13 protein-coding genes are annotated in these 20,154 nt (G+C 71.7%); 5 read left to right on the forward strand and 8 right to left on the reverse strand.

Annotated features, from left to right (window positions below; genetic code table 11):
* Positions 1-4: 4 nt before the first annotated feature.
* Positions 5-1,087 carry a nucleotidyltransferase domain-containing protein gene (locus WME83_RS08930; protein WP_437318838.1) on the reverse strand — a complete coding sequence of 361 codons (1,083 nt, stop codon included), beginning with the start codon at positions 1,085-1,087 and terminating at the stop codon, positions 5-7.
* Positions 1,088-1,106: 19 nt separating this feature from the next.
* The gene (locus tag WME83_RS08935; protein WP_437318839.1) at positions 1,107-2,003 is read right to left on the reverse strand and encodes a hypothetical protein; all 897 of its coding nucleotides are present in this window, start codon (positions 2,001-2,003) and stop codon (positions 1,107-1,109) included.
* Positions 2,004-2,331: 328 nt separating this feature from the next.
* On the opposite strand from WME83_RS08935, the gene WME83_RS08940 reads away from it, so the two are divergent.
* Both WME83_RS08940 and WME83_RS08945 read left to right on the forward strand, forming a co-directional pair.
* Positions 2,332-3,474 carry a glycosyltransferase family 4 protein gene (locus WME83_RS08940; protein ID WP_437318840.1) on the forward strand — a complete coding sequence of 381 codons (1,143 nt, stop codon included), beginning with the start codon at positions 2,332-2,334 and terminating at the stop codon, positions 3,472-3,474.
* A gap of 14 nt (positions 3,475-3,488) precedes the next feature.
* Complete coding sequence (locus WME83_RS08945) at positions 3,489-4,676, forward strand: glycosyltransferase family 4 protein (RefSeq protein WP_437318841.1); 1,188 nt, start codon at positions 3,489-3,491, stop codon at positions 4,674-4,676.
* A gap of 54 nt (positions 4,677-4,730) precedes the next feature.
* On the opposite strand, the gene WME83_RS08950 is transcribed toward WME83_RS08945, so the two are convergent.
* Positions 4,731-5,864, reverse strand: a complete 1,134-nt coding sequence (locus tag WME83_RS08950; protein WP_437318842.1) for a hypothetical protein — start codon at positions 5,862-5,864, stop codon at positions 4,731-4,733.
* 894 nt (positions 5,865-6,758) lie between these two features.
* Between WME83_RS08950 and WME83_RS08955 the strand changes: the two genes are divergently transcribed.
* Both WME83_RS08955 and glgX read left to right on the forward strand, forming a co-directional pair.
* The gene (locus WME83_RS08955) at positions 6,759-6,893 is read left to right on the forward strand and encodes a hypothetical protein (protein WP_269084122.1); all 135 of its coding nucleotides are present in this window, start codon (positions 6,759-6,761) and stop codon (positions 6,891-6,893) included.
* 68 nt (positions 6,894-6,961) lie between these two features.
* Complete coding sequence (gene glgX / locus WME83_RS08960; RefSeq protein ID WP_437318843.1) at positions 6,962-9,091, forward strand: glycogen debranching protein GlgX; 2,130 nt, start codon at positions 6,962-6,964, stop codon at positions 9,089-9,091.
* A gap of 15 nt (positions 9,092-9,106) precedes the next feature.
* Here glgX and WME83_RS08965 read toward each other — a convergent pair whose 3' ends face one another.
* The 5 genes from WME83_RS08965 to WME83_RS08985 all read right to left on the reverse strand — a co-directional run bounded on the left by WME83_RS08965 (position 9,107) and on the right by WME83_RS08985 (position 17,793).
* The gene (locus WME83_RS08965; protein WP_437318844.1) at positions 9,107-10,426 is read right to left on the reverse strand and encodes a GNAT family N-acetyltransferase; all 1,320 of its coding nucleotides are present in this window, start codon (positions 10,424-10,426) and stop codon (positions 9,107-9,109) included.
* 10 nt (positions 10,427-10,436) lie between these two features.
* Positions 10,437-11,267 (reverse strand): serine/threonine-protein kinase, encoded by an 831-nt coding sequence (locus tag WME83_RS08970; protein WP_437318845.1) that lies wholly within the window; start codon positions 11,265-11,267, stop codon positions 10,437-10,439.
* 136 nt (positions 11,268-11,403) lie between these two features.
* The gene (locus tag WME83_RS08975) at positions 11,404-13,200 is read right to left on the reverse strand and encodes a Rieske 2Fe-2S domain-containing protein (RefSeq protein ID WP_437318846.1); all 1,797 of its coding nucleotides are present in this window, start codon (positions 13,198-13,200) and stop codon (positions 11,404-11,406) included.
* Between the two features lie 145 nt (positions 13,201-13,345).
* Positions 13,346-14,512 (reverse strand): RtcB family protein, encoded by a 1,167-nt coding sequence (locus WME83_RS08980; RefSeq protein WP_437318847.1) that lies wholly within the window; start codon positions 14,510-14,512, stop codon positions 13,346-13,348.
* An 83-nt stretch (positions 14,513-14,595) separates the two neighbouring features.
* Entirely contained in the window at positions 14,596-17,793 is a 3,198-nt protein-coding gene (locus WME83_RS08985; RefSeq protein ID WP_437318848.1) for a beta-propeller domain-containing protein, read from the reverse strand.
* A 364-nt stretch (positions 17,794-18,157) separates the two neighbouring features.
* Here WME83_RS08985 and WME83_RS08990 point away from each other — a divergent pair, with 364 nt between their 5' ends.
* Positions 18,158-20,041: a D-glucuronyl C5-epimerase family protein gene (locus WME83_RS08990; RefSeq protein WP_437318849.1), complete on the forward strand. Its 1,884-nt coding sequence runs from the start codon at positions 18,158-18,160 to the stop codon at positions 20,039-20,041.
* The last annotated feature ends 113 nt before the right edge of the window (positions 20,042-20,154 follow it).

The following is a 20,154-nucleotide window of genomic DNA, read 5'->3' on the forward strand; positions in this document are numbered from 1 at the left end:
CGCATCAGAACACCCCGTACGTCTGGATGAGCTTGCGGAGCTCCGGGTCCTCCTCGAAGAAGAGCCGGTCGAGCCCGCGCTGGAACTCGCGCCCGATGTCGCGCACCCGCTTGAACGTCGGGTCGTGGCCGAGCTGCTCGTCGAGCGGCAGCTGCTTCAGCCGGCCCCGCTCCTCCTCGTTCGACAGGAGCTCGAGGAACGCGTCGTAGCTGTCGAACAGCGTCCGCGCCGTCTCCGCCGAGACCGCGGGCCGGAGCAGCACCTCGGCGAGGCTCTCCAGCGGCGTCACCCGGATGCGCTCGCGCAGGAAGCGCACGAGCGCGGGCGTCGAGATCCGGTCGCCGTCGTCGGCCCACGTCGCCCGGTCCTTGCCGAACAGCTCGAAGCCGAAGCAGGTGATGAGCCCGCTCACGAAGATCAGCTTGCGCGACATCCGGAGCTTCGCGTTGCGGAGCGCCCAGCCCGAGCTGCGCTCCCGCTGCTTGTAGACGAAGTCGACGGCGACGGTGCGCCAGTACCGGACGATGTCGTTCAACAGGAACATCGGGATGATCTCGCGCTTGCTGCCGTAGTGCAGCCCGCGGTCGTCCTCCACGTAGCGCGAGAGCACGAGCCTGAGCACGCGCTCGTGGGCGTCCGGCTTGCCGATCGCGAGCGACTCCAGGAGCAGCAGGATGCGCTGGGTCGTGTTCTTGTTCGTGTCCTCCTGCCCGCCGATCTGGTGGAGGATCGGGTGGCTGAAGGCCACGTTGCCGAACACGCCCGTCGGGCCCGGCTCATGGAACTTCGCCTCCTTCAGGATCTTCGTGATGGCCTGAACCTGGCTGAAGTGCCCCTCGTCGGCCTGACCGTCGATGAGCAGCGTCCAGTCGAGATCGCTGCCGGTCGTGTACTCGCCCCGGGCGAGCGAGCCGAAGACCACCGCGCTCGTGTCGCACGGGATCTGCTCGCGGAGCAGCGCCGCGAGGCGCGCCCGGGTCTCCGCCGAGAGCCGCGCGGCCGCCTCGATGCTCGGCCACGACCGCCCCGCCTTCTCGCCGATCCGCTCGATGGCGCTCCGCGGCGCCCCGCCTTCCTCTCGTGTCATCGATCGCACCCGCCGCGCCTCACGCCCCGCCGTCGCCCGGGAGGGAGAGCCCGAACCACCGATTCACGAGGTCATGGTGCTCCGCGAGCTGCTCGCGGTAGCGGGGCGCGCCCTCGATCGCGGCCCGCTCGAAATCGACCCAGTAGAGGGCGCCCGTCTTCTCGCCGATGAGCACGTTGCCGAGCTTGACGTCGAGCGGCGCGACGCCGCGCGCGTTCATCGCCCGGACGATCTCCTCGATGCGGCCGCGGTAGGCCTCGCCGCCGCCGCTCGCGAACGCCTCGATCTCGCGCCGATCGCGGTCCGGATCGAACAGCTGCCCGAGCGGCGCGAGGTCGATGTCGAGGACCTTCTGCCCGCGCGCGGCGACCTGATGTTGCAGCGTCTGGCCGCGCACGTAGTCGACGAACAGGGTGCGCGTGGTGAGGTGGAGATCGCGAATCCTCGGCACGCTGGGGAGATCGCGCAGGCGGAGGAGCGCGGCCGCCTCGTTGTAGAAGAAGAGCCCGAGCAGCGAGGAGAGGTGCGCGCTCGCGGGCGCGTTCCGCGGCTGGCCGATAAAGCGCTTGCGGACGCAGACGTAGCCGCGGCGCAGGACGACGTGCAGCCGGTACCGCAGGCGCGGCATCTTCTCGCTCCGGCGGTTGAAGAAGGGGACGTCGGCCGGGTGGAGCGCGAAGGCGAAGCCGTCCTGATCGAGCTCGGCGAGCACCCTGTCCCCGGGGCCGAGCTCGGCGACCGACGGGATGTCGCTCGGGGTGACGGCGTCGGGCACCGGGAGCGGGTTCTCGTCGAGCCGGCGCGCGAGGAGCGCCTTGACGGTCTCGAGCCGCACGGCGAGCAGCCTCGCCGCGGCGCTCATGCCTGGCACGCGGCGCAGGCCTTCGTCCAGGGCGCGCCGAAGTTCAGGGTTCATGCCCGTCTAGTAGCCGCTTCCGCTCGCCAAATCAAAAGTGCGGTGACGGCGAGGCGAGGTGGTAGGATGACCCCGCGATCCGGGGCGCCCTCTGGGCAAGAACGAGCAAGAACGAGCACGAACGAGCAGCGACGAGCACGAACGAGCAGCGGCGAACGCGACTCGTCGCGACCGCGCGTGACTCGGCGCGACTCGGCGCGACTCGTCGCGACCGCGCGCCAAACGTCACGAACGCAGTCGCCCCGGCGAGGCGTGTTGGCAACGTGGGTGACGGCGCGCGATGCGGTTTGCGCTTCAACAGGAGACCCGATTCGGGTAGCAACCCTACATGGGGACTTCGACGCTGCGGATCGTCCATGTCGTGAGCAGCCTGAACGGCGGAGGCATGGAGCATTTCGTGCTGCGCCTCGCCGAGGCGCAGCGGCGCCACGGCCACGACGCCTCCATCCTCGCCCTGCGCGGCGGGCCACTCGCGGATCTGGCGCGGCAGCGGGCGCTGCCGGCCACCGTGCTCGGCGGGCGCCTGCCCGCGCGCGCGGCGCACGCGGCGCTGACCTTCGCGCGCGCGCGTCCGCACGTCATTCACGCGCACAACCCCACTGCGCTCCACTACGCCACGGTCGGCAAGCTCCTCACGCGGGCGCGGCTCGTCTTCACCGATCACGCCCAGACGCGCGGGATCATCCGCGTTCCTTCGCGCTTCGAGTGGCGGGCGACGGACGCCGTCGTCGGATGTTCGCAGGACACGGCCGACAAGAGCGGCGCCGTGGGCATCGCCGGCAACATCTCTGTCATTCACAACGGGATCGACATCGCCCCGGCGCGGCGGACGCGCGCGGAGGTGCGCGCCGAGCTCGGCCTCGGCGCCGACCCAGCGCCCGCGGCATCGCCCGAGCCCGCGGAGTCGCCGGAGCCCGCGGGCCCGTCCGGCGGCGCGTTCGTCGGGATCATGCCGGCCGCGTTCCACCCGGTGAAGGCGCATGACGTGCTGCTCCGGGCGCTCGCGCGGCTGCGGGACCGCGGCGTCGCGGTCACCGTCCTCATCGTGGGGGACGGGGACGAGCGCGACCGCATCCACGGGCTCGCGAGGGAGCTCGGGATCCACGGCAAGGAGGCGCGCTTCCTCGGGTTCCGCAAGGACGTGCCCGATCTGCTCCTCGCCGCCGACTTCTTCGTGCTGCCCTCGCGCGACGAGGGGTTGCCGCTCGCGGTGCTCGAGGCCATGGCGCGCAGCCTGCCTGTCGTGGTGACGCCGGTCGGCGGCGTCCCGGAGGTGGTGCGGAGCGAGGAGCACGGACTGCTCGTCCCGGTGGACGACCCCGACGCGCTCGCGGCCGCGATCGAGCGGCTCGCGCGCGATCCCGCGCTGCGGCGGCGGCTCGGCGAGGCGGGGCACGCGCGGGTCCGCGACGACTTCTCGTTCGAGAAGATGACGCGCAAGTACGAGCAGCTCTATCTCGGCCTCGGGTGACGGGCGAGCGCGCGATGAAGGTCCTCGTCTTCACCCACCATTACCCCTCCATGCGGCTGCCGACGATGGCGCCGTACAGCTATCACACGTACCGGGCGCTCGCGCGCCGCTGCGAGCTCAGGCTCGTGGCCCCGACGCCCTGGTGGACGCGCGTGCGCGGGGCGTCGCGGGAGCTCATCGGCGGCACGCGCGAGTCGCACACCGGCATCGACGCGCTGTTCCCCACCTACTGGTCGATCCCGGGGCAGCCGCGCCTGCACGCGCGCGCGATCCGCGCGTCGCTCGGGCGCACGATGGCCGGGCTCCGGCGCGAGTTCCCCTACGACGTGATCCTGGCCGCCTGGGCCTATCCCGACACGGTCGCCGCGGACGTGTTCGCGCGGGAGGCGGGGGTGCCGCTCGTCACGACGGTGCTCGGCAGCGACATCAACGAGCAGCCGAGGGACGCCGTGCTGCGGGCGCAGATCGCGCCGGCGCTCCAGCGCTGCGCCCGCGTCGTGGCGGTGAGCGGGGCGCTCGGCGAGCGCCTCGTGGAGCTCGGGGTGCCGCGGGAGCGCGTCGTTGTGCAGCTCAACGCGGTCGACGGCGCGCGGTTCTCGATCCGGGACCGGGTCGAGCCGCGGCAGCGCCTCGGTCTGCCGGTGGACGCGAAGGTGGTGCTCTACGCGGGCTATCACGTGCCCGAGAAGGGCGTCGACGTGCTCGTGGAGGCGATGGCGCGCCTCGCCGAGGCGGGCCGCCGCGACGTGCACCTCATGATGGTCGGCGGCGGCGAGCTGCTCGAGCCGCTGCGCGCGCGGGTGCGCGCGCTCGGCCTCGCGGACCGGGCGCGGCTGTACGGCTGGGCGCTGCCCGCGGAGATCCCGGAGTACATGGCGGCGTGCGACGTGTTCTGCCTGCCGAGCCGCCGCGAGGGCTGCCCGAACGTCGTGCTGGAGGCGCTCGCCTCGGGCCGCCCCGTCGTCGCGACGCGGGTGGGCGGCGTGCCGGAGCTCGTGTGCGAGGGGCCGGGAGGCAACGGCCTGCTCGTCCCCGCAGGCGATCCGCAGGCGCTCGGGCACGCGCTGGTCCGCGCGCTGGACATGGCGTGGGATCCGGAGGCGCTGCGGGGCAGCGTGGGGGCGCTCTCGTGGGACGTCGTGGGGGATCGTTATTACGCGCTCCTCGAGGAGGTGCTCCGGGAGCGGCGCGGCGCGGGCTGAGGCTCTGTCGAGCCCCCTCCCACGGGGCCCCCGGAGGCCGGATCTCCCCGCGCGTCAGCTCGCGCAGGGCGGCGGCTTCAGCCGGTAATCCCGGTAGTCCCCGGGATTGCCCGTCTTGCCATCGAGCGCCGCGATCGCGATGTTGTACATCTCGCGCGCGGTCACGTAGTGGAGCACCCACTCCTTACCATCGTTGTACCGGGTCGTGAGCTCCCGGTGCAGCGCGTGGCTCCCCGCGCCGAGCAGCGACTCCGCCTGATCCTCGGGCGCCCCGTGCGTGTACACCTTGACGAACACCCACTCGGGCCGCCCCTCGATGTGGATGTTCTGATCCACCCACGTCTTCACCCGGTCCGGCGTCGGCGGATCGACCGCCTGGAGCGCGCCGTACTCCATCCGCACCCGCACCCGGTTCCCCCGGCGCGTCAGCGCGAGCGCGAGCGGACCCTCGATCATCAGGATCCGGTCCTCCAGCACCTCGCCGACCTTGGCCCGGGCGCCCACGGCGTGGGCCTTCCGGCGCGCCAGGTTGCCGGTGGGCCAGTAGATCTGGTTCACGATGCCGTGCTGCGACTCGTCAGGGGCCGACGGGAACGTGTAGTCGGCATAGCAGCCGGTCTCGAACAGGAGCGGGAGCTCCGCGTCGACTCCGCAGTTCCGCGAGTCCCGCCCGGAGTTCGCCAGACACCAGTTGCCGTGGATGAACCCGTATCGCATGCGCCCGTCCGCGTCGCGCGAGAAGTGCCCGTGCTTCCCCAGGATCCCCAGGTACCTGAGGATGTCCGCGCGCAGGTTCTCCTCCGTGTCGTTGTGGTGGTGCAGGTGCAGCTCCACCTCGCCGAAGCCGCGGCGCGTGAGATCCGCCAGCGCGTCGAGCCACCCGGGCGTGTACTGCTCCCCCGGGAAGAAGAAGCTGTGGCGCGGGTGCCGGCCGTCCGCGTCGCGGTAGGCGCCGGCCATCTCGGGATATCGCTCCGACCACGCCCTCACCCGCGCGTCGCCGACCTCCGGCGTGGCGTTCTCCCACCCCGGCTCCCAGTGGTCGCAGACCGCGAAGAGGAGGTGTCGCGGGCCGATCGGACGCGGACTGCGGGCGTTCTCGATCCTCTGGCGGGCGTAGCCGCCGAGCCAGTTGTGGAGGTTCTTGTTCTTGAGATACTGGAGCTTCGCCTGGAGTGTTCCGATCATGAGCTTTCTCGACCGCGGCGCGTTGGACCGGCGGCCGCCGCGGCGGACCGGAGTCTAACCTGGCCCCCCTGGGCGCTGCTACAGCCGCCTCGTTCGTCCACGCCGCGGCCGAGACGGCCTCTCCCGATGTGCGCGATCGGCCCCCGGGCGCGCCCGCGGCGCGCGAGCGCTTCGCACAGGATCTCGCGCCGCGCTCCCGGCGCTCGAGTCAAGATGAATCAGGGCGAAGAGCACTGAAACGACGAACGGAGCGGCCGGAACGGAGCGGCCGAGGCGCGCCGCGGCCCATCGGCGCGACTCCTGCGCAGCGGCCAGCGGCGGTGGCTGTCGAGCCGCCGCGCCTGCCACGGTACCCGGCCGCGGACCCGCGCCGGACCCGATCACCCAGCCCCCGCCGGGCGGGGACGAGCGCCCCCGGCACGCCCGCTCGCTCGTCCCATACAGCCTCACCACCGGGGGCGCGCAGGCGGCATGAAGCCGAATCTCCTGTCCCGGCAGAGGTCCCACGGCCGTCCAGGACGTCCGTTGTCGGGACCTTACCCTCAAGGGCGCGCAATGTGCTTACAATTTTGGCATCTGGCTGTCCGGGGCACCGATGGCAGACGCTGGGGGAGACAATTCGCCCCATGTGTGGCGGTTTTGTTCCCCAAGCGCCACCTTGAAGCGGCCGGCTGTTGTGTCCGCGGTGAGCGCACACACGGAAGTGTTGCTGGCATGATGCCTGCTCTCCGTGGTAGCTGACTGTAGGCATCACCGATATCGAAGGAGCCAGGCATGATTTCAACCCCGATGACGCCGACCGAAGAACTGGTCCCCCTCCCGCAGCGGAGGGCCTCCCTCGAGTCATCAGCTTCCATCGCTGAGGCGTGCGAGCTAGCCCGGCGGCTCGCGGACATGATCGAGCGCCTCAGGTTCTGCACCCCGGAGGGCGACCAGGCCCAGACCCTCCGCATCGCCGAGGGGATGGCGCGGAGCGTGGCGGACGCCGTGACCGACGTCATGCACAGCCGCCGCAGCCACGTGGCCTAGCCCAGCGAACACACGCGCACCGCAACAAGGCCGAGACGGGGGGGCCCACTCCCGGCCTGGAGAACAGCATGAACCAGAAGCGCAAGGGATTGCGACCCGGGGATCCTTACCCGCTCGGCGCGACATGGGACGGCGTTGGAACGCAGTTCGCGCTGTTCTCGGAGAACGCCGAAGCGGTCGAGCTGTGCCTCGTCGACGACGAGGGGAACGAGCAGCGCCTTCCGATGCGCCACCGCACCTCGCTGGTGTGGCACGTCTACGTGCCCGACGTGGGACCGGGGCAGAAGTACGGCTATCGCGTGCACGGCCCGTGGGCGCCCGAGCGAGGGCTGCGCTTCAACCCCCGGGCGCGCCTGCTCGATCCCTACGCCAAGGCGCTCGCGTCGCGCGTCCGGTGGGACGCCAACGCGTTCGCCCACCGCAGCGGCGAGCCGGACGGCGATCTCGTGATGGCCGACGGCGAGGCGCTCGGCGCCCCGCTCGGCGTCGTCATCGACCCCTCCTTCGACTGGAGCGGCGACCGGCGCCCGTACGTCCCGTTCCACCGCAGCGTCATCTACGAGGCCCACGTCCGCGGCCTGACGATGCTGCACCCGGAGGTCCCGGAAGAACTCCGCGGCACCTACCTGGGCATCGCCCACCCGGCCATCATCGGGTACCTGCGGTACCTCGGCATCACCGCCATCGAGCTCTTGCCGGTGCACGCCTTCGTGCACGAGAAGTTCCTGCTCGACAAGGGGCTCCGGAACTACTGGGGCTACCACTCGATAGGCTTCTTCGCTCCGGACGTCGACTACCGCGCGGGCGCCGAGGTGGCGTCCGAGGTCCGGCAGTTCAAGGAGATGGTGAAGGCGCTCCACGCCGCCGGCATCGAGGTCATCCTCGACGTCGTCTACAACCACACGGCCGAGGGCAACCACCTCGGCCCGACGCTGAGCCTGCGCGGCATCGACAACCCGACCTATTACCGGCTCGTCCCCGGCAACGAGCGCTACTATTTCGACTACACGGGCACGGGCAACACCCTCAACGTGCGCCACCCGCAGACGCTCCAGCTGATCATGGACTCGCTGCGGTACTGGGTCCTCGACATGCACGTGGACGGGTTCCGGTTCGACCTGGCGGCGGCGCTGGCGCGCGGCCTCCACGACGTCGAGCAGCTCTCGAGCTTCTTCACGATCATCCACCAGGACCCGGTGCTCAGCCAGGTGAAGCTCATCGCCGAGCCCTGGGACGTCGGCCCCGGCGGCTACCAGGTGGGCAACTTCCCGGTGCGCTGGGCGGAGTGGAACGGCCGCTACCGGGACACGCTGCGCGACTTCTGGCGCGGCGCCGGCGAGGTCGCCTCCGATCTCGGGTTCCGGCTCACGGGGAGCAGCGACCTCTACGAGAACAGCGGGCGCAAGCCGTACACGAGCATCAACTTCGTCACGGCCCACGACGGCTTCACCCTGGCGGACCTCGTCTCGTACAACCACAAGCACAACGAGGCGAACGGGGAGGGCAACTGCGACGGCGCGGACGACAACCGCTCGTGGAACTGCGGCGCCGAGGGGCCGACCGACGACCCCGAGATCCTCCGGCTGCGCGCGCGCCAGATGCGGAACATCATGGCGTCTCTCCTCTTCTCGCAGGGCACGCCGATGATCCTCCACGGCGACGAGCGCGGGCGCACGCAGGAGGGGAACAACAACGGGTACTGCCAGGACAGCCCGCTCACCTGGCAGCCGTGGACCTGGGACGAGCCGTCGCGCGCGCTCCTGGAGTTCACGCGCAAGTGCCTCCGCATCCGGCACGAGCACCCCGCGCTCCGGCGCTCGACGTTCTTCAAGGGGCGCCCGATCCGCGGCGGCAAGGCGTACGATATCCAGTGGTATCGCCCCGACGGGGAGCTGATGACCGACGAGGACTGGTCGAACCCGTGCACGAAGTGCCTCGGGGTGTTCCTGTCCGGCGAGGGGCTGGACGACGTGGACGAGGCCGGAGATCGGCTGGTCGACGACGACTTCGTCCTGATGCTCAACGCCTCGGAGTGCGACCTGACGTTCCTGCTCCCCTTCGACGACGATCCCAGGCCGTGGCAGCTCCTCGTCGACACGCAGGACGACGCGGCCACCGAGACGCGCAAGGGCGGGGAGCAGACGGCGCTGATCGCGCGCTCGCTCAAGCTCTTCCTCCGGAACCGGCGCGGCACCTGAGCGGCGCGCCGCGCTTCAGAATCCGTTGTAGGCGCCGAGGAACAGGGGGGGGCCGGCGAACGCCGCGTCGAGGAGCGCGGCCGCCTTGGCGCTGCCCACCACGAAGCCCTGGCTCAGGAGGTCGCGCGCCGACGTGGCGCCGAAATAGATCTGCGTGAGCCGCTCGATGGATAACGAGAGGCGGTCGCCCGCCGTGCTGCCGGGCGCCGTCTGGACGCCGCGGGCCGCGAAGGTGACGTCGAAGGCGCGCGGCGCGTCGGTGAACACGGGGTCCTCGACGTCGAGGCCGATGGCCCCGCGGACGCCGTGCTTCCGCGGCGACGGGTGCAGCGCGAGCGCGGCGGCGACGTCGACGATGCGCCCCATCGCGCCGGCCGCCGTCAGGCCGAGGACGTTGCGGCGGTGCGCCATGTGCACGGGCGGGCACAGGCCGGGGTGCCGGGACGCCGTCTCGTACACCGTCGGCTCGTCGCGGATGCCCGGCTCGTCGAGCAGCGGCGCGCCGTAGCCGCGGGGCAGCACCAGCTCCACGACCTCATACTGATCGCCGAGCGCGCCGAGGAAGCCGAGGAGCCCGCGGTACGCGCCCGACGTCGGCGCGCGGAGCTCGCGGACGAGCAGCTGCTGGACGCCGTAAGAGCCGCCCTCCGGGACATCGAAGAGCAAGTAGCCGGCGATCGCCTTGGAGCCCGGATCGACGTAGACCGCGCCGCTCGGGGAGCGCTTGAATACGCGCACGTCCCACCAGTAGTCGCTCCGCGAGAGCTGCCCCGTGGTGTCGGCCCGCGCGAGGTCGTAGGCCTGCTTGATGAGCGGCTCGTCCCGCGGGCGGGAGAAGGCCCGCACGTGGCGCCGCAGCACGGAGTCCGGGAGCCGGTCGGGCGAGGTGCGCACGACGTCCCGGAGCTCGCACACGCCGAAGCCGAACCTGCGGTAGAACGAGAGCCGGAAGGGGTGGAGCAGCGTGAGCGCCTCGCCGCGGCGGCGCATGCGGCGGAGGCTCTCGCGGACGAGCCGATCCGCGATGCCCCGGCGGCGGAACTCCGGGAGCACCGCCACGGACGCGAGGCCCTGGAAGGGGACGTCCGCGCCCGCGAAGCTCATCGTCAGGTCGAGCGAGGAGACGTGCCCGACGAGCTGGCCGTCGGTCTCCGCGACGATCACGTTGTCGAGGGCGAGGTGCGCGTGCTCGGTGAAATACCGCAGCCACGCCTCCGGATCGCCCGCCTGGAACGCGCGGTAGGCGACCGTGGCGAGCGTGCCCTCCTCGCCCTTGCGGGCGCTGCGAAACACGAGCTCGTGGTTGGAACGGCTCGGGATGCGGGCGCGCGCCATGGCGGCTAGGCTAGCCCGCTTCGGGGGGCGCGCCCACAGGGCTCGGCGGCCCGGCGGCCATGGCCCGGTGCAGCGCGTCCGCCATCTCCTCGGCCGAGCCGAAGCGGCCGGTCGGATCGCGGGACAGCGCCCTGACGAACCACGCGTCGAGGGCAGGCGTGACGTCGGCGGAGCGCTCGCTCGGGAGCGGGAAGATGCCGATACGGATGGCGCCCAGCAGCGCCTCGAGCCCCTTCTGCTCGAACGGCGGCGCGCCGATGAGCGCCTGGTACGCCATGACGGCCACGGACCAGAGGTCCGAGCGGCCATCGACCTTCTTCGGGTTGAAGAACTGTTCCGGGCTCATGTAGACGAGGTTGCCGACGACCGCGCCCGTGGCCGTCAGCGTCGTCCCGTCGGGGTCGACATCCCCCCTGGCCACGCCGAAATCGAGCAGCTTGACGGAGGTGCTCCCGCCGTCGTCGGCGAGGAAGACGTGCTCCGGCGTGATGTCCCGGTGAATGATCCCGAGCCTGTGCGCCGCGGTGAGCGCCTTGCAGAGCTGCGAGACCAGGGAGACCGTCTCCTGCAGGGACAGGCGACCGGAGCGCGCGAGCCGGTCGGACAGCTCCTCACCGCGCAGCAGCTCCATGACGATGTACGGGAGGCCGCCGCTGGCGACGCCGTGCTCGTAGACCTCGGCCACGTGAGGGCTCTTGATCCTCGCCATGAGCGCGCCCTCGCGGTGGAACCGGGCGACCGCGATCGGGTCGGTCGCGAGCGACGCAGAGATGAACTTGACGGCGACGTCCCTGCCGAGCCCGAGATGGTGCGCCGTCCAGATGCTGCCGATCCCCCCCATCCTGAGGAGGCTGACCAGCGTAAGGTGCGGCGCTACGTGGGACCCAGGCTCAAGCCGCATAGACGATCAGTATGCATGATGGTCCCTAGTCTGGCCACCTGACGGAGCCGCGGATCCGCGCGCGGCGCCGCGCGGCTCAATACAGCCCCTCGGGTGGACGACCATCGGACATGAACTTCTTCGCCACGGCCGCGAGCCGGCGCGCGTGGAGCTCCCGCCGGACGGGCACCACGTAGGTGAGCAGCGCCTCGAGGTACGCGCCGTCGGGCTGCGGATCGGACGACTCGAGCCGCATGAGCGCCTCGAGCGTCTTCACGGCGTGCGCGGTGAAGATCGGCCTCACGGCGGCGTCGAGCGCGGCGAACGGCGCGAGCTCCGCGAAGGCGCGGAGGCGTCCGCCGGCGTCGAGCTCGCGCGCGATCGCGAGCGCCCCGCCGACGTCGCGCGCCTCCGCCGCCTGGAGCAGCGTGCCGCCGGGCGCGGGCGTGGTCGACGCGGGCGGCGCGGCGGCGTCCGCGTCGCGGAGCTTGCCGACGAAGCCGGCGGCGAGCACGGCGAGCTGCGCGGCCTCGCGCGGGGGGGCCTCGCGCCCGAGCGCGGCCGCCGCCTCCGCGAAGGTGACGGCGTGGGTGACGTCGAGCACCCCGACCTCGGCGTCGAGGCGCTGCTCCCAGGCCGAGTCGAAGCGCGCGAGGCGGACGGCCGCGGCGTGGCCGATCGCGACGAGCAGCGCGAGCGGGCCGGCGCCGCGCGCGAGCCAGCGCACGGTCGCCTCCACGGCCGGCCGCTCTCCGGCGAGCACCTCCGCCTCGAAGGCGGCGCGCTCCGCCGGGTCGAGCGGCGCGGCGCCGGCGGCGGCCGGGCCGGCGCCGCTCGAGCTCGCGGGCTCCGCGGCGGCCTCGGCGCCGGGCAGAGGCAGCTCGGCGAGGCGCGCGAGCGCGGCGCGCGTGGCGGCGAAGGGGGGCAGGCTCGTGTCGGCGGTGGCCCAGGCGAGCTGCACCGTCGAGGCGGCGAGGACCTCGTCGGCCGCGGACGAGAACCGCTCGGCCAGCTCGAGCGCCTTCGCGAGGAAGATCGCGCCGTGCCCGTAGTCGTAGAGGTGCTGCGCGACGAAGGGCAGGAGCGCCCGGCGCGCGCCGGCGGCGCCGCGGACCTCGACCAGCTCGCGCATCCGCGCCTCGGCCTCGTCGCGCCGCTCCGCCGCGAGCGCCTCGCTCACCTTCTCCGGCTCGTCGAGCTCGAACTCGACGATGCGCGCGAGCGGCGAGCGGGCCGTCGCCCTGCCGGCGCCCTTGCCGCGCGGGCCGAGCCGGGCCGACGCCTCGCCGATCGCGTGGGCGGCGACCACGAACGCCTCCTCGGCGGGGACCCAGCCGCGCTCGACCCAGGCGCAGAGATCCGAGAGCAGCGCGAGGCCGTGATCGAAGCCGTACTCGGCGCGCTCGGCCCCGTCCTTGGCGAGCACCTCGAACGCGAGGTGGAGGCTGCCGAGGCCGGTCTCCATGCGGTGGAGCCCGAGCGCGCCCAGCCGGAGGCCGTCGCGCAGGGCGCGCGCCGGGTCGTCGCGGAGGACCGCCTCGCGCAGGCTGGCGACGAGGCGCCGCACCTCGGAAGCGGTGTCGACGGCCCGGTTGAGCAGCACGCGGCCGCCGTCGATGCGGGTGGCGTAGCGCCGCACCGGCTCGCCGCCGAACGTGCAGGCGCCCGAGGCGACGTCGAACTTCCAGTTGTGCCACGCGCACGTCAGCACGCCGCCGCGCAGCGCGCCCTGGGAGAGCGGGTAGCCCTGGTGAGGGCAACGATCGTCGAGCGCGTGGACCTCGCCGCCCCGGAGGACGCAGGCGAAGCGCCGCCCCGCGTCGTCCTTGCGGAGCACGGGCTCCTCCGCCGGAAATTCGGAGACGGGGCCCAGATCGATCCAGTCCGACTTCATGACTTCCCTGCGCTGCGGCGCGCGGCACGTCCGATCGCGGCGTGCGTCGCGCCTGCGACGCGCATGGTAGCCGAGAGCAGGGCGGGAAGGGACCGCGAACCCCGGGCGCGCCTCGCGGCGACGCGGCAGGGCCCGCGCCGGTCGGTCAACCCTTCACGCACAGGACCTGCCGGAGCTCCGCGACGATCTCCACGAGATCGCGCTGGTCCTCCATGACGCGCTCGATCGGCTTGTAGGCGGAGGGGATCTCGTCGAGGACGCCGCCGTCCTTGCGGCACTCGACGCCGGCCGTCTGCGCGGCCAGGTCCTTCGTGGTGAAGCGCCGCTTCGCCTCGCCGCGGCTCATCTTGCGGCCCGCGCCGTGCGACGCGCTCTCGAACGCCTCGGGGTTGCCGAGGCCGCGGACGATGTAGGAGCGCGTGCCCATCGAGCCGGGGATGATGCCGAGCTCGCCCTTGCCGGCGCGGATCGCGCCCTTGCGCGTCACGAGCACCTCTTCACCGAAATGGATCTCTTCTGCCACGTAATTGTGATGGCAATAGATGGCTTCCTGGATCTCGAGCTGCGGGAAGTGCCGCCGGAGGACGCCCTCGGCGAGGTGGAACATGGCCTCGCGGTTCGTGCGGGCGTAGCGCTGCGCCCAGAAGAGGTCGTGCCGATAGGCCTTCATCTCCGGCGTGCCGGCGAGGAACACCGCGAGCTCGCGGTCGGGCAGGTCGCGGTTGTGGGCGAGCTTCTTCGCCGTGGCGATGTGGATCTCGGCGAGCTCTTTGCCGATGTTGCGCGAGCCGGAGTGGAGCATCAGCCACACGCCGCCGTCTGTGTCGAGGCAGAGCTCGATGAAGTGGTTGCCGCCGCCGAGCGTGCCGAGCTGACAGCGCGCCCTCGTGAACAGCCCCTTCACCTTCGGGGTCAGGCTCGCGAACTCGTCCCAGAGCGGCAGGCCCGCGAACCCCTTGAGCGGCGTGTCGTGGGCGGCGAACCCGACGGGGATCGCCCGCTCGAGGTCGCTCCGGATCCGCTTGAGGTCGTCGGGCAGGTCGGCCGCGGTGAGGTTCGTGCGGAGCGCGCCCATGCCGCAGCCGATGTCGACGCCGACGGCGGCGGGGGCGACCGCGTCCCGCATCGCGATGACCGAGCCGACGGTCGCGCCCTTGCCGAAGTGGACGTCGGGCATCGCGGCGACGTGGTGGAACACCCAGGGCAGGGCGCTGATGTTGCGCAGCTGCTCCAGCGCGACCGGCTCGACCTCCTCCGGCCGGGTCCACAGCTTGATGTCCACGTTCTTGCCCTTGATCTGCGCCGGTCCCATCCGGGAAGCGTAGCGCGCGGCGCGCCGGGCGGCGAAGGGACGGAGGGCGGGGCAGGGGAGGCGCGCGCCGCCTCCCTCGCGGATCACGGCAGGAGGTTCGAGGCGTCGAGGTCGAGCTGGTGGATGCCGTACCGATCCGCGGCGACCAGGACCTCGTCGCGCGCCCGATCGAGCAGCACGCGGGGGAGCCGCGCGCCGTGGAAGAACGCCTGCGCCACGGGGCTCCGCGGGTCGTCGTAGTCGACCATCAGCGTGCCGCCGTACACGTTGAAGAACGCGCGGCGCTCGGCGGAGACGGGCATGAGCGTCATCCACGTGGCCACGGGCGTCTCCGAGAGGACGTCAAACCCGGGCGACGAGCTCGTGTCGCTGGCCCTCAGGATCGCGAAGCTGCCGGACCCGTCGCCGTAGCGCCATCGCCAGTACGTCGGCCAGCTCCGCTCGCCGTACGTCACGAGCGCCCTCTGGTGCTGATCGATGAGGATGGTGTCGCCGAGCGCCTTGCCGGTGAGCTCCTGGTAGTTGTTGAGGTGCGCGAGCCCGCCGTGCAGCGTCGATTTCGCGAGCGCCGGCTCGATGAAGGAGGGCCCCCACACCCGATCGCGCGTGAACACCTTCGCGCCGCGGATCGCGAGGGCCTCGCCGGGGATGTTGATCGCCGGGCCGAGGGCGGGCGCCCTCGGGTGGGACAGGTCGACGCGCCGGAGGAAATAGCGCGCGTGGGGGCGCGGGTCGTGGGGCACGGCGGCCGGCAGCTTGACGGAGACGTAGACGTCGCCCGCGTGCGACAGCGAGCTCACGGCGTCCTCGTCGGCCGGCAGCGCGAGGGGCGGCGCCAGGGTCGGATGATCCGGGTCCGAGAGGTCGACCACGTGGACGCTCATCTGCCGGATCCGGCGGACCAGGTCGCCAGCGTAACAATACGACTCGATCAGCCCGCCGAGCGCGGCCGCGTCGAGGACCGGCGCGCAGGCATCCTCGGCCCCGAGGCGCGTCGTGCACGCGGCGAACCCGCCCGCGCAGTACTCCGGCCCGCCGTCGCGCGACTGGCAGGTGCGCTGCCCCGTATAGTACGTGCAGCCGTCGAGTCCCGTGCAGGCGTTGTCGCCGTGAGCGTACGCGACGTGCGACGCGCACTCCTCGCCCGGGCCGAGATCGGACCAGGAGTCGGTCTTGCGCGTGAACGTGAGCGACCTGTTCGTGACGTGGACCCTCGTCGGCTGGTCATCGTCGCCATCGTAAGAAGCGCCGTAGGTCGGGGGCAGGGCCGTCGTGACGAGCTGGCCCGCCGCCCGCGGCCTTCGTGGGTCCGAGACATCGACGACGCTGATCGTGGTCTCGTGGTCCGGCCAGCGCACGTACCGGGAGGTCACGACGGCGAGCAGGTCGTCGCCGACCTTGTAGTAGCTCGCGTCGGGCGCGACCGGGATGGTCGCGAGCGGCGCCGCCATGCCGGCGTCGTCGTCCGCGGAGATGACCTCCGCCAGGGCCATCTCGTCGGGCTCGCGATGCCAGGCGTCCTGCTCGGGGTTGCGGATGCGCACGCGGTGATCGCCGTACGCGAAGATCGCGTTGTAGGGCGGCGCGAGGTCGAGCGCGCCGAGCTTCTCCGGGGCGTCGAGATCGCGCTGATCGTGGAGGCTGAGCTGCGTCTCGGACACGTTCGCCGCGGTGCTCGGGTCGACGCGGAACGAGCGGCGCACGGGGGAGGCGTGGCGCATCACCCCGCGGCGGGTCAGGGTCGCGCCCGAGAACGTGAAGATCTGCACGCCGGACGCGTACTTCCACGCGCCGCTCGCCGTGTCGTAACCGGTGAACGGCAGCAGCACGAGGCCCGTCTCGGTCTCGCCGGTCGGCGCCTCCACGCTCACGGCGCCGTCGAGCACGGTGAACGCGCGGTGATCCCAGCTGGCCTCCGACCAGCTCCAGCCGCCGTCGTCCCCGCTCACCTCGGCGCGCGCGAGCATCGGGCTCGGGTTCTCCAGGTCGGTGATGTCGTACAGGCTGGCCGCGAGCCTGCGCGTCCCGCCCTCGTCGTTCACGCCGATCCCGATGAGGCGGGTCGCGCCGAGCACCGGGCGGAAGAAGTCGTTCCAGCCGGAGACGATGAACTCGCTCTTCTCTTCGATGTCGCCGTCGGGATCGATCGAGAACGCGTGGAAGGGGTCCACGCGGAGGTAGGTGACGGCGAACGCCCGGTCGTCGAGGAAGACGGCGCCGAAGAGCGCCTGTCCGTCGCCGAAGTCCTCCTCGTCGATCGGCGTGAGGTCGTCCGGGTCCGAGGCGTCCCACGTCTGCAGGTGGCTCGCCCCGCCGCCCCACTGCGGGCCGGAGAAGACGCGCAGCATGTCGTCGCGGAAGTCCATGTGGAACTGCGAGCGCACATAGCCGTCCACGGTGACGGTATCGCGGAGCGCCATGGAACCGTCGGCGCTCGAGATGTCGACGAGCGACACCCGGCTGTTCTCGTCGTCCCAGCCCTCGGGCCCCCGCGCCACGAGCAGGACGTCTCCCTCGCCGTGGATGTCCGTCACGTACCCGCCGAGATCGAGCTGGCTGCGCTCCACGAGCCCGCCCTCCGTCACCTCGAAGCTCTTGACCACAGCCTCGTTGTGCCACTCGTACTGATCGTTCCCGAGATCCGTCCACCCCCAGTTGGTGCTGGCCACATAAAGGGCGTCCCGGGTGGCGCCGTTCGCATAACGGCTCGTCTGGATGGTTCCGGGTACATCGAATCGTGACAGGAGCTCGGGCGCGTTCCGGTTGGTGAGCTCGATGAGCAGGACCGCCCCGCCAGCGCGGCGATCCAGGATGAGGCTGCCCGGGGTGGCGCGGAGCCCGACCCAGTCGTTCAGCAGCACGATCGCGCGGTCGCCATCGACGTACATCTCGACGGGCGTCCCGGCGACCGGCATCTGGCCGACCACCGCCGGGCTCCCCGGATCATGGATGTCGATGACCTGCAGGCCCCGGTACCTGTTGAGGTTCAGGAGATGCCCGTCCCCGAGGACCCGGTAGATGTCGCCCTCCTCGAGCTCGGTTTCCCCCTCTTCTTCCTCTTCTTCCTCTTCTTCCTCTTCTTCTTCTCCTTCTTCCTCTTCCCCGTAAAACATCGTGGGCAGATCGTCCGCCGACACGAACGACGTGCTCCCGCCGAGGCGCTCGACGGCTTCGGCCGGATCCTCCGCGGCCGCTCCGGCCGCGCATCCCGGACCGATCGCGAGGAGGGCCGCCCCGAGCCACGATGTCAACGCTGTATGGCGTTGTATCAAGAAGTGCATCCCGCCACCCGGCTCCTTTCGTCTCAGGCCCGATGAGGGCACGAAACCCATGTAGTTCGCCGTCTCCGCGCCATCGGCGCAAGCGATGAATCACCCAGAAACATCTAGGAGCCTCGCTGTCGCGCGGCCGTCACAGGCGGTAGTGGGCTCGCCGCGCGCACGACACGCGCGGCGGCGCGTACACGCGGCGCCGATGTGAGCATCGAGTCGCGGCGACGGGCGGCGAGCGCCCGACTCCGGGGTGCGGCGGTCCCCGTTCGGCCTTGCGGGGCCTCGGGGTTCTTGGTACGCGTCGATATCGCTGCTTCCGGGGACCTCGTCCATGCCGTCTTCACGCGCTCTCTCCGTCGCAACCCTTTTGGCCGTGGCCGCCGTGTCCTCCGCGCTCGGGATCGGTTGCGATGGCCGCAAGCCCGCCGAGGAGGCCGCGGCCGGGAAGCCCGACGCCGCCGCGCCGGCCGCGGCGACCGGCGCCCCGGCGGTCCGGAAGGTCGCCGCGACCCAGAGCGACGACCGCTTCGCTGCCCAGATCGCGGCGAATCTGCCCCGGGTGCCCGACCCGGCGATCCAGGTCCTGGAGGGCGGCGGCGCCGGCGCCGAGCTCGACAATGACACCTTCCGCGATCGCACCGTCGCCTTCGTCCGCCAGGTGGCCGCGGGCGGCGACAAGGTGACGTGCGATCTGTCCCTGTCGTCCAAACGGCCCTTCCGCGCCGTCGTGATGGGGTTTCAGGAAGGGACGCAGATCGCCCGCGGGGAAGCGTCGGACGCGGGGCTCTGCGTCGCGCTGAAGGAGGCCGCGCGGCGGGCCGTGGCCGCGGCGGGGGGCGCGCGCGAGGCGCTCGCCGGCGCGCGGCTCGTCGTGGAGCTGCCGGATCATCACGAGTCGATGATCGAGAGCGTCGAGCGCAAGGGGAAGGGCCTCGAGCTCACCCAGGGGCTCGTGCCGGTCCGCGCCCTCGACAAGGCCCTCCTCGCGAAGCGCATCGAGGACGGCAAAGGCTATCTCTTGCGCGTCATCGATCCGGCGCACAAGGGGGTTCACAAGTACTATCACGCGCCCGCCGACCGGTTCGAGGACGAGCTCCACACGATTTACACCGCGTCCACGGCGCTGACGTTGCTGAAGCTGCACGCCTACAAGCCCGACCCGCGCCTGCTCCGCACGGCGACCGAGGCCGCCGGCTTCATGATGGGCATGCAGAGCCACGAGACGCACGATCGGACGGCCGGCGCGTTCTTCTACGCGTTCGAGCTGGAGCGCAAGCGCCCCGAGCGCCGGCTGGTCGTCGGCACGGCGTCGAAGTCGATCTTCACGCTGATCGAGCTCTACAACGTCACGAAGGAGAAGAAGTACCTGGAGTCCGCCGTCATCGCGGCCGAATGGCTGATCTCGATGCAACGGCCGGACGGCAGCGTGCGCTCGGCCCTGGTCGGGCAAGAGGGCGGCGCGTGGAAGGTCCAGGGGAAGGAGTCGACGCTCTACACGGGACAGGTCCTCTCCGCGCTGTCGCGCACCTACCGGGCCACGAACAACAAGAAGTACCTCGACGCCGCGGCCCAGACCGCCGACTTCCTGCTCGCCAGGATCGCCAAGAAGGGCTGCTTCCTCGGCGACGAGTACAGGAAGCCCAACCCGATCTCGAGCTCGTGGGCGGTGCAGTCGCTGCTCGACTTCGCCAAGGCGAGCGGCGATCCGCGCGTCGAGCAGACCGTGTTCCGCTGCGCCGACGACCTCGTGAAGCGGCAGTGGCGCAGGCCCGAGGACGCCTACCGCTACGGCCGCTGGCAGCGGTCGCTCTCGAGCAGCGGGAGCGGGTGGCTCGCCGAGGTGATGTCGGAGGTCCATCACCACTGCCGAACGAAGTCCATGCCGGGCTGCGACCGGTACAAGGACGCGGTGGTCGCGGCGATCCGGCAGATCTTGCAATACACCTACGGGCCCGAGAACTCCTTCATGGTGAAGAACCCGAAGGCGGCCGCCGGCGGGGTGTTCTGGAGCGTGCGGGACCGCTACGTGCGCACCGACTCGGTGTGCCACGCGATGAACGCGTACCTCAACATGTTCGGCGAGCTCGGCGACGGGCCGCTGCTGACGCTCCCCGAGCGGCCCCTCGCCGAGCGGATGGCGCTCGCCGCGGAGGCGCCGGGCGCGGCGGACGCCGGGGTCGCCGAGGAGGACGGCGAGGAGAGCGACGAGGCCGCAGCGGGGCAGTCCGGGCCCAAGGGCGACGATCCCGAGGAATGAGCGTGCGCGCCGGCAGACCGGCGGCGCTCTGGACCGCGCGCCTCGACCGCGCGGCGCTTCATCGGGCTCAGCGCTGGAGACCGTGTGGGCGAGCCTGCGGGCGCGCCGCGCCA

The organism is Sorangium sp. So ce385 (assembly GCF_051474135.1).
Lineage (GTDB): Bacteria > Myxococcota_A > Polyangia > Polyangiales > Polyangiaceae > Sorangium > Sorangium cellulosum_D.

Bases quoted from the DNA above. Each gene is read 5' to 3' on its own strand.
- WME83_RS08930 (WP_437318838.1), bottom strand. From the start codon at position 1,087: ATGACACGAGAGGAAGGCGGGGCGCCGCGGAGCGCCATCGAGCGGATC.
- WME83_RS08935 (WP_437318839.1), bottom strand. From the start codon at position 2,003: ATGAACCCTGAACTTCGGCGCGCCCTGGACGAAGGCCTGCGCCGCGTG.
- WME83_RS08940 (WP_437318840.1), top strand. From the start codon at position 2,332: ATGGGGACTTCGACGCTGCGGATCGTCCATGTCGTGAGCAGCCTGAAC.
- WME83_RS08945 (WP_437318841.1), top strand. From the start codon at position 3,489: ATGAAGGTCCTCGTCTTCACCCACCATTACCCCTCCATGCGGCTGCCG.
- WME83_RS08950 (WP_437318842.1), bottom strand. From the start codon at position 5,864: ATGATCGGAACACTCCAGGCGAAGCTCCAGTATCTCAAGAACAAGAAC.
- WME83_RS08955 (WP_269084122.1), top strand. From the start codon at position 6,759: ATGATCGAGCGCCTCAGGTTCTGCACCCCGGAGGGCGACCAGGCCCAG.
- glgX (WP_437318843.1), top strand. From the start codon at position 6,962: ATGAACCAGAAGCGCAAGGGATTGCGACCCGGGGATCCTTACCCGCTC.
- WME83_RS08965 (WP_437318844.1), bottom strand. From the start codon at position 10,426: ATGGCGCGCGCCCGCATCCCGAGCCGTTCCAACCACGAGCTCGTGTTT.
- WME83_RS08970 (WP_437318845.1), bottom strand. From the start codon at position 11,267: ATGGGGGGGATCGGCAGCATCTGGACGGCGCACCATCTCGGGCTCGGC.
- WME83_RS08975 (WP_437318846.1), bottom strand. From the start codon at position 13,200: ATGAAGTCGGACTGGATCGATCTGGGCCCCGTCTCCGAATTTCCGGCG.
- WME83_RS08980 (WP_437318847.1), bottom strand. From the start codon at position 14,512: ATGGGACCGGCGCAGATCAAGGGCAAGAACGTGGACATCAAGCTGTGG.
- WME83_RS08985 (WP_437318848.1), bottom strand. From the start codon at position 17,793: ATGCACTTCTTGATACAACGCCATACAGCGTTGACATCGTGGCTCGGG.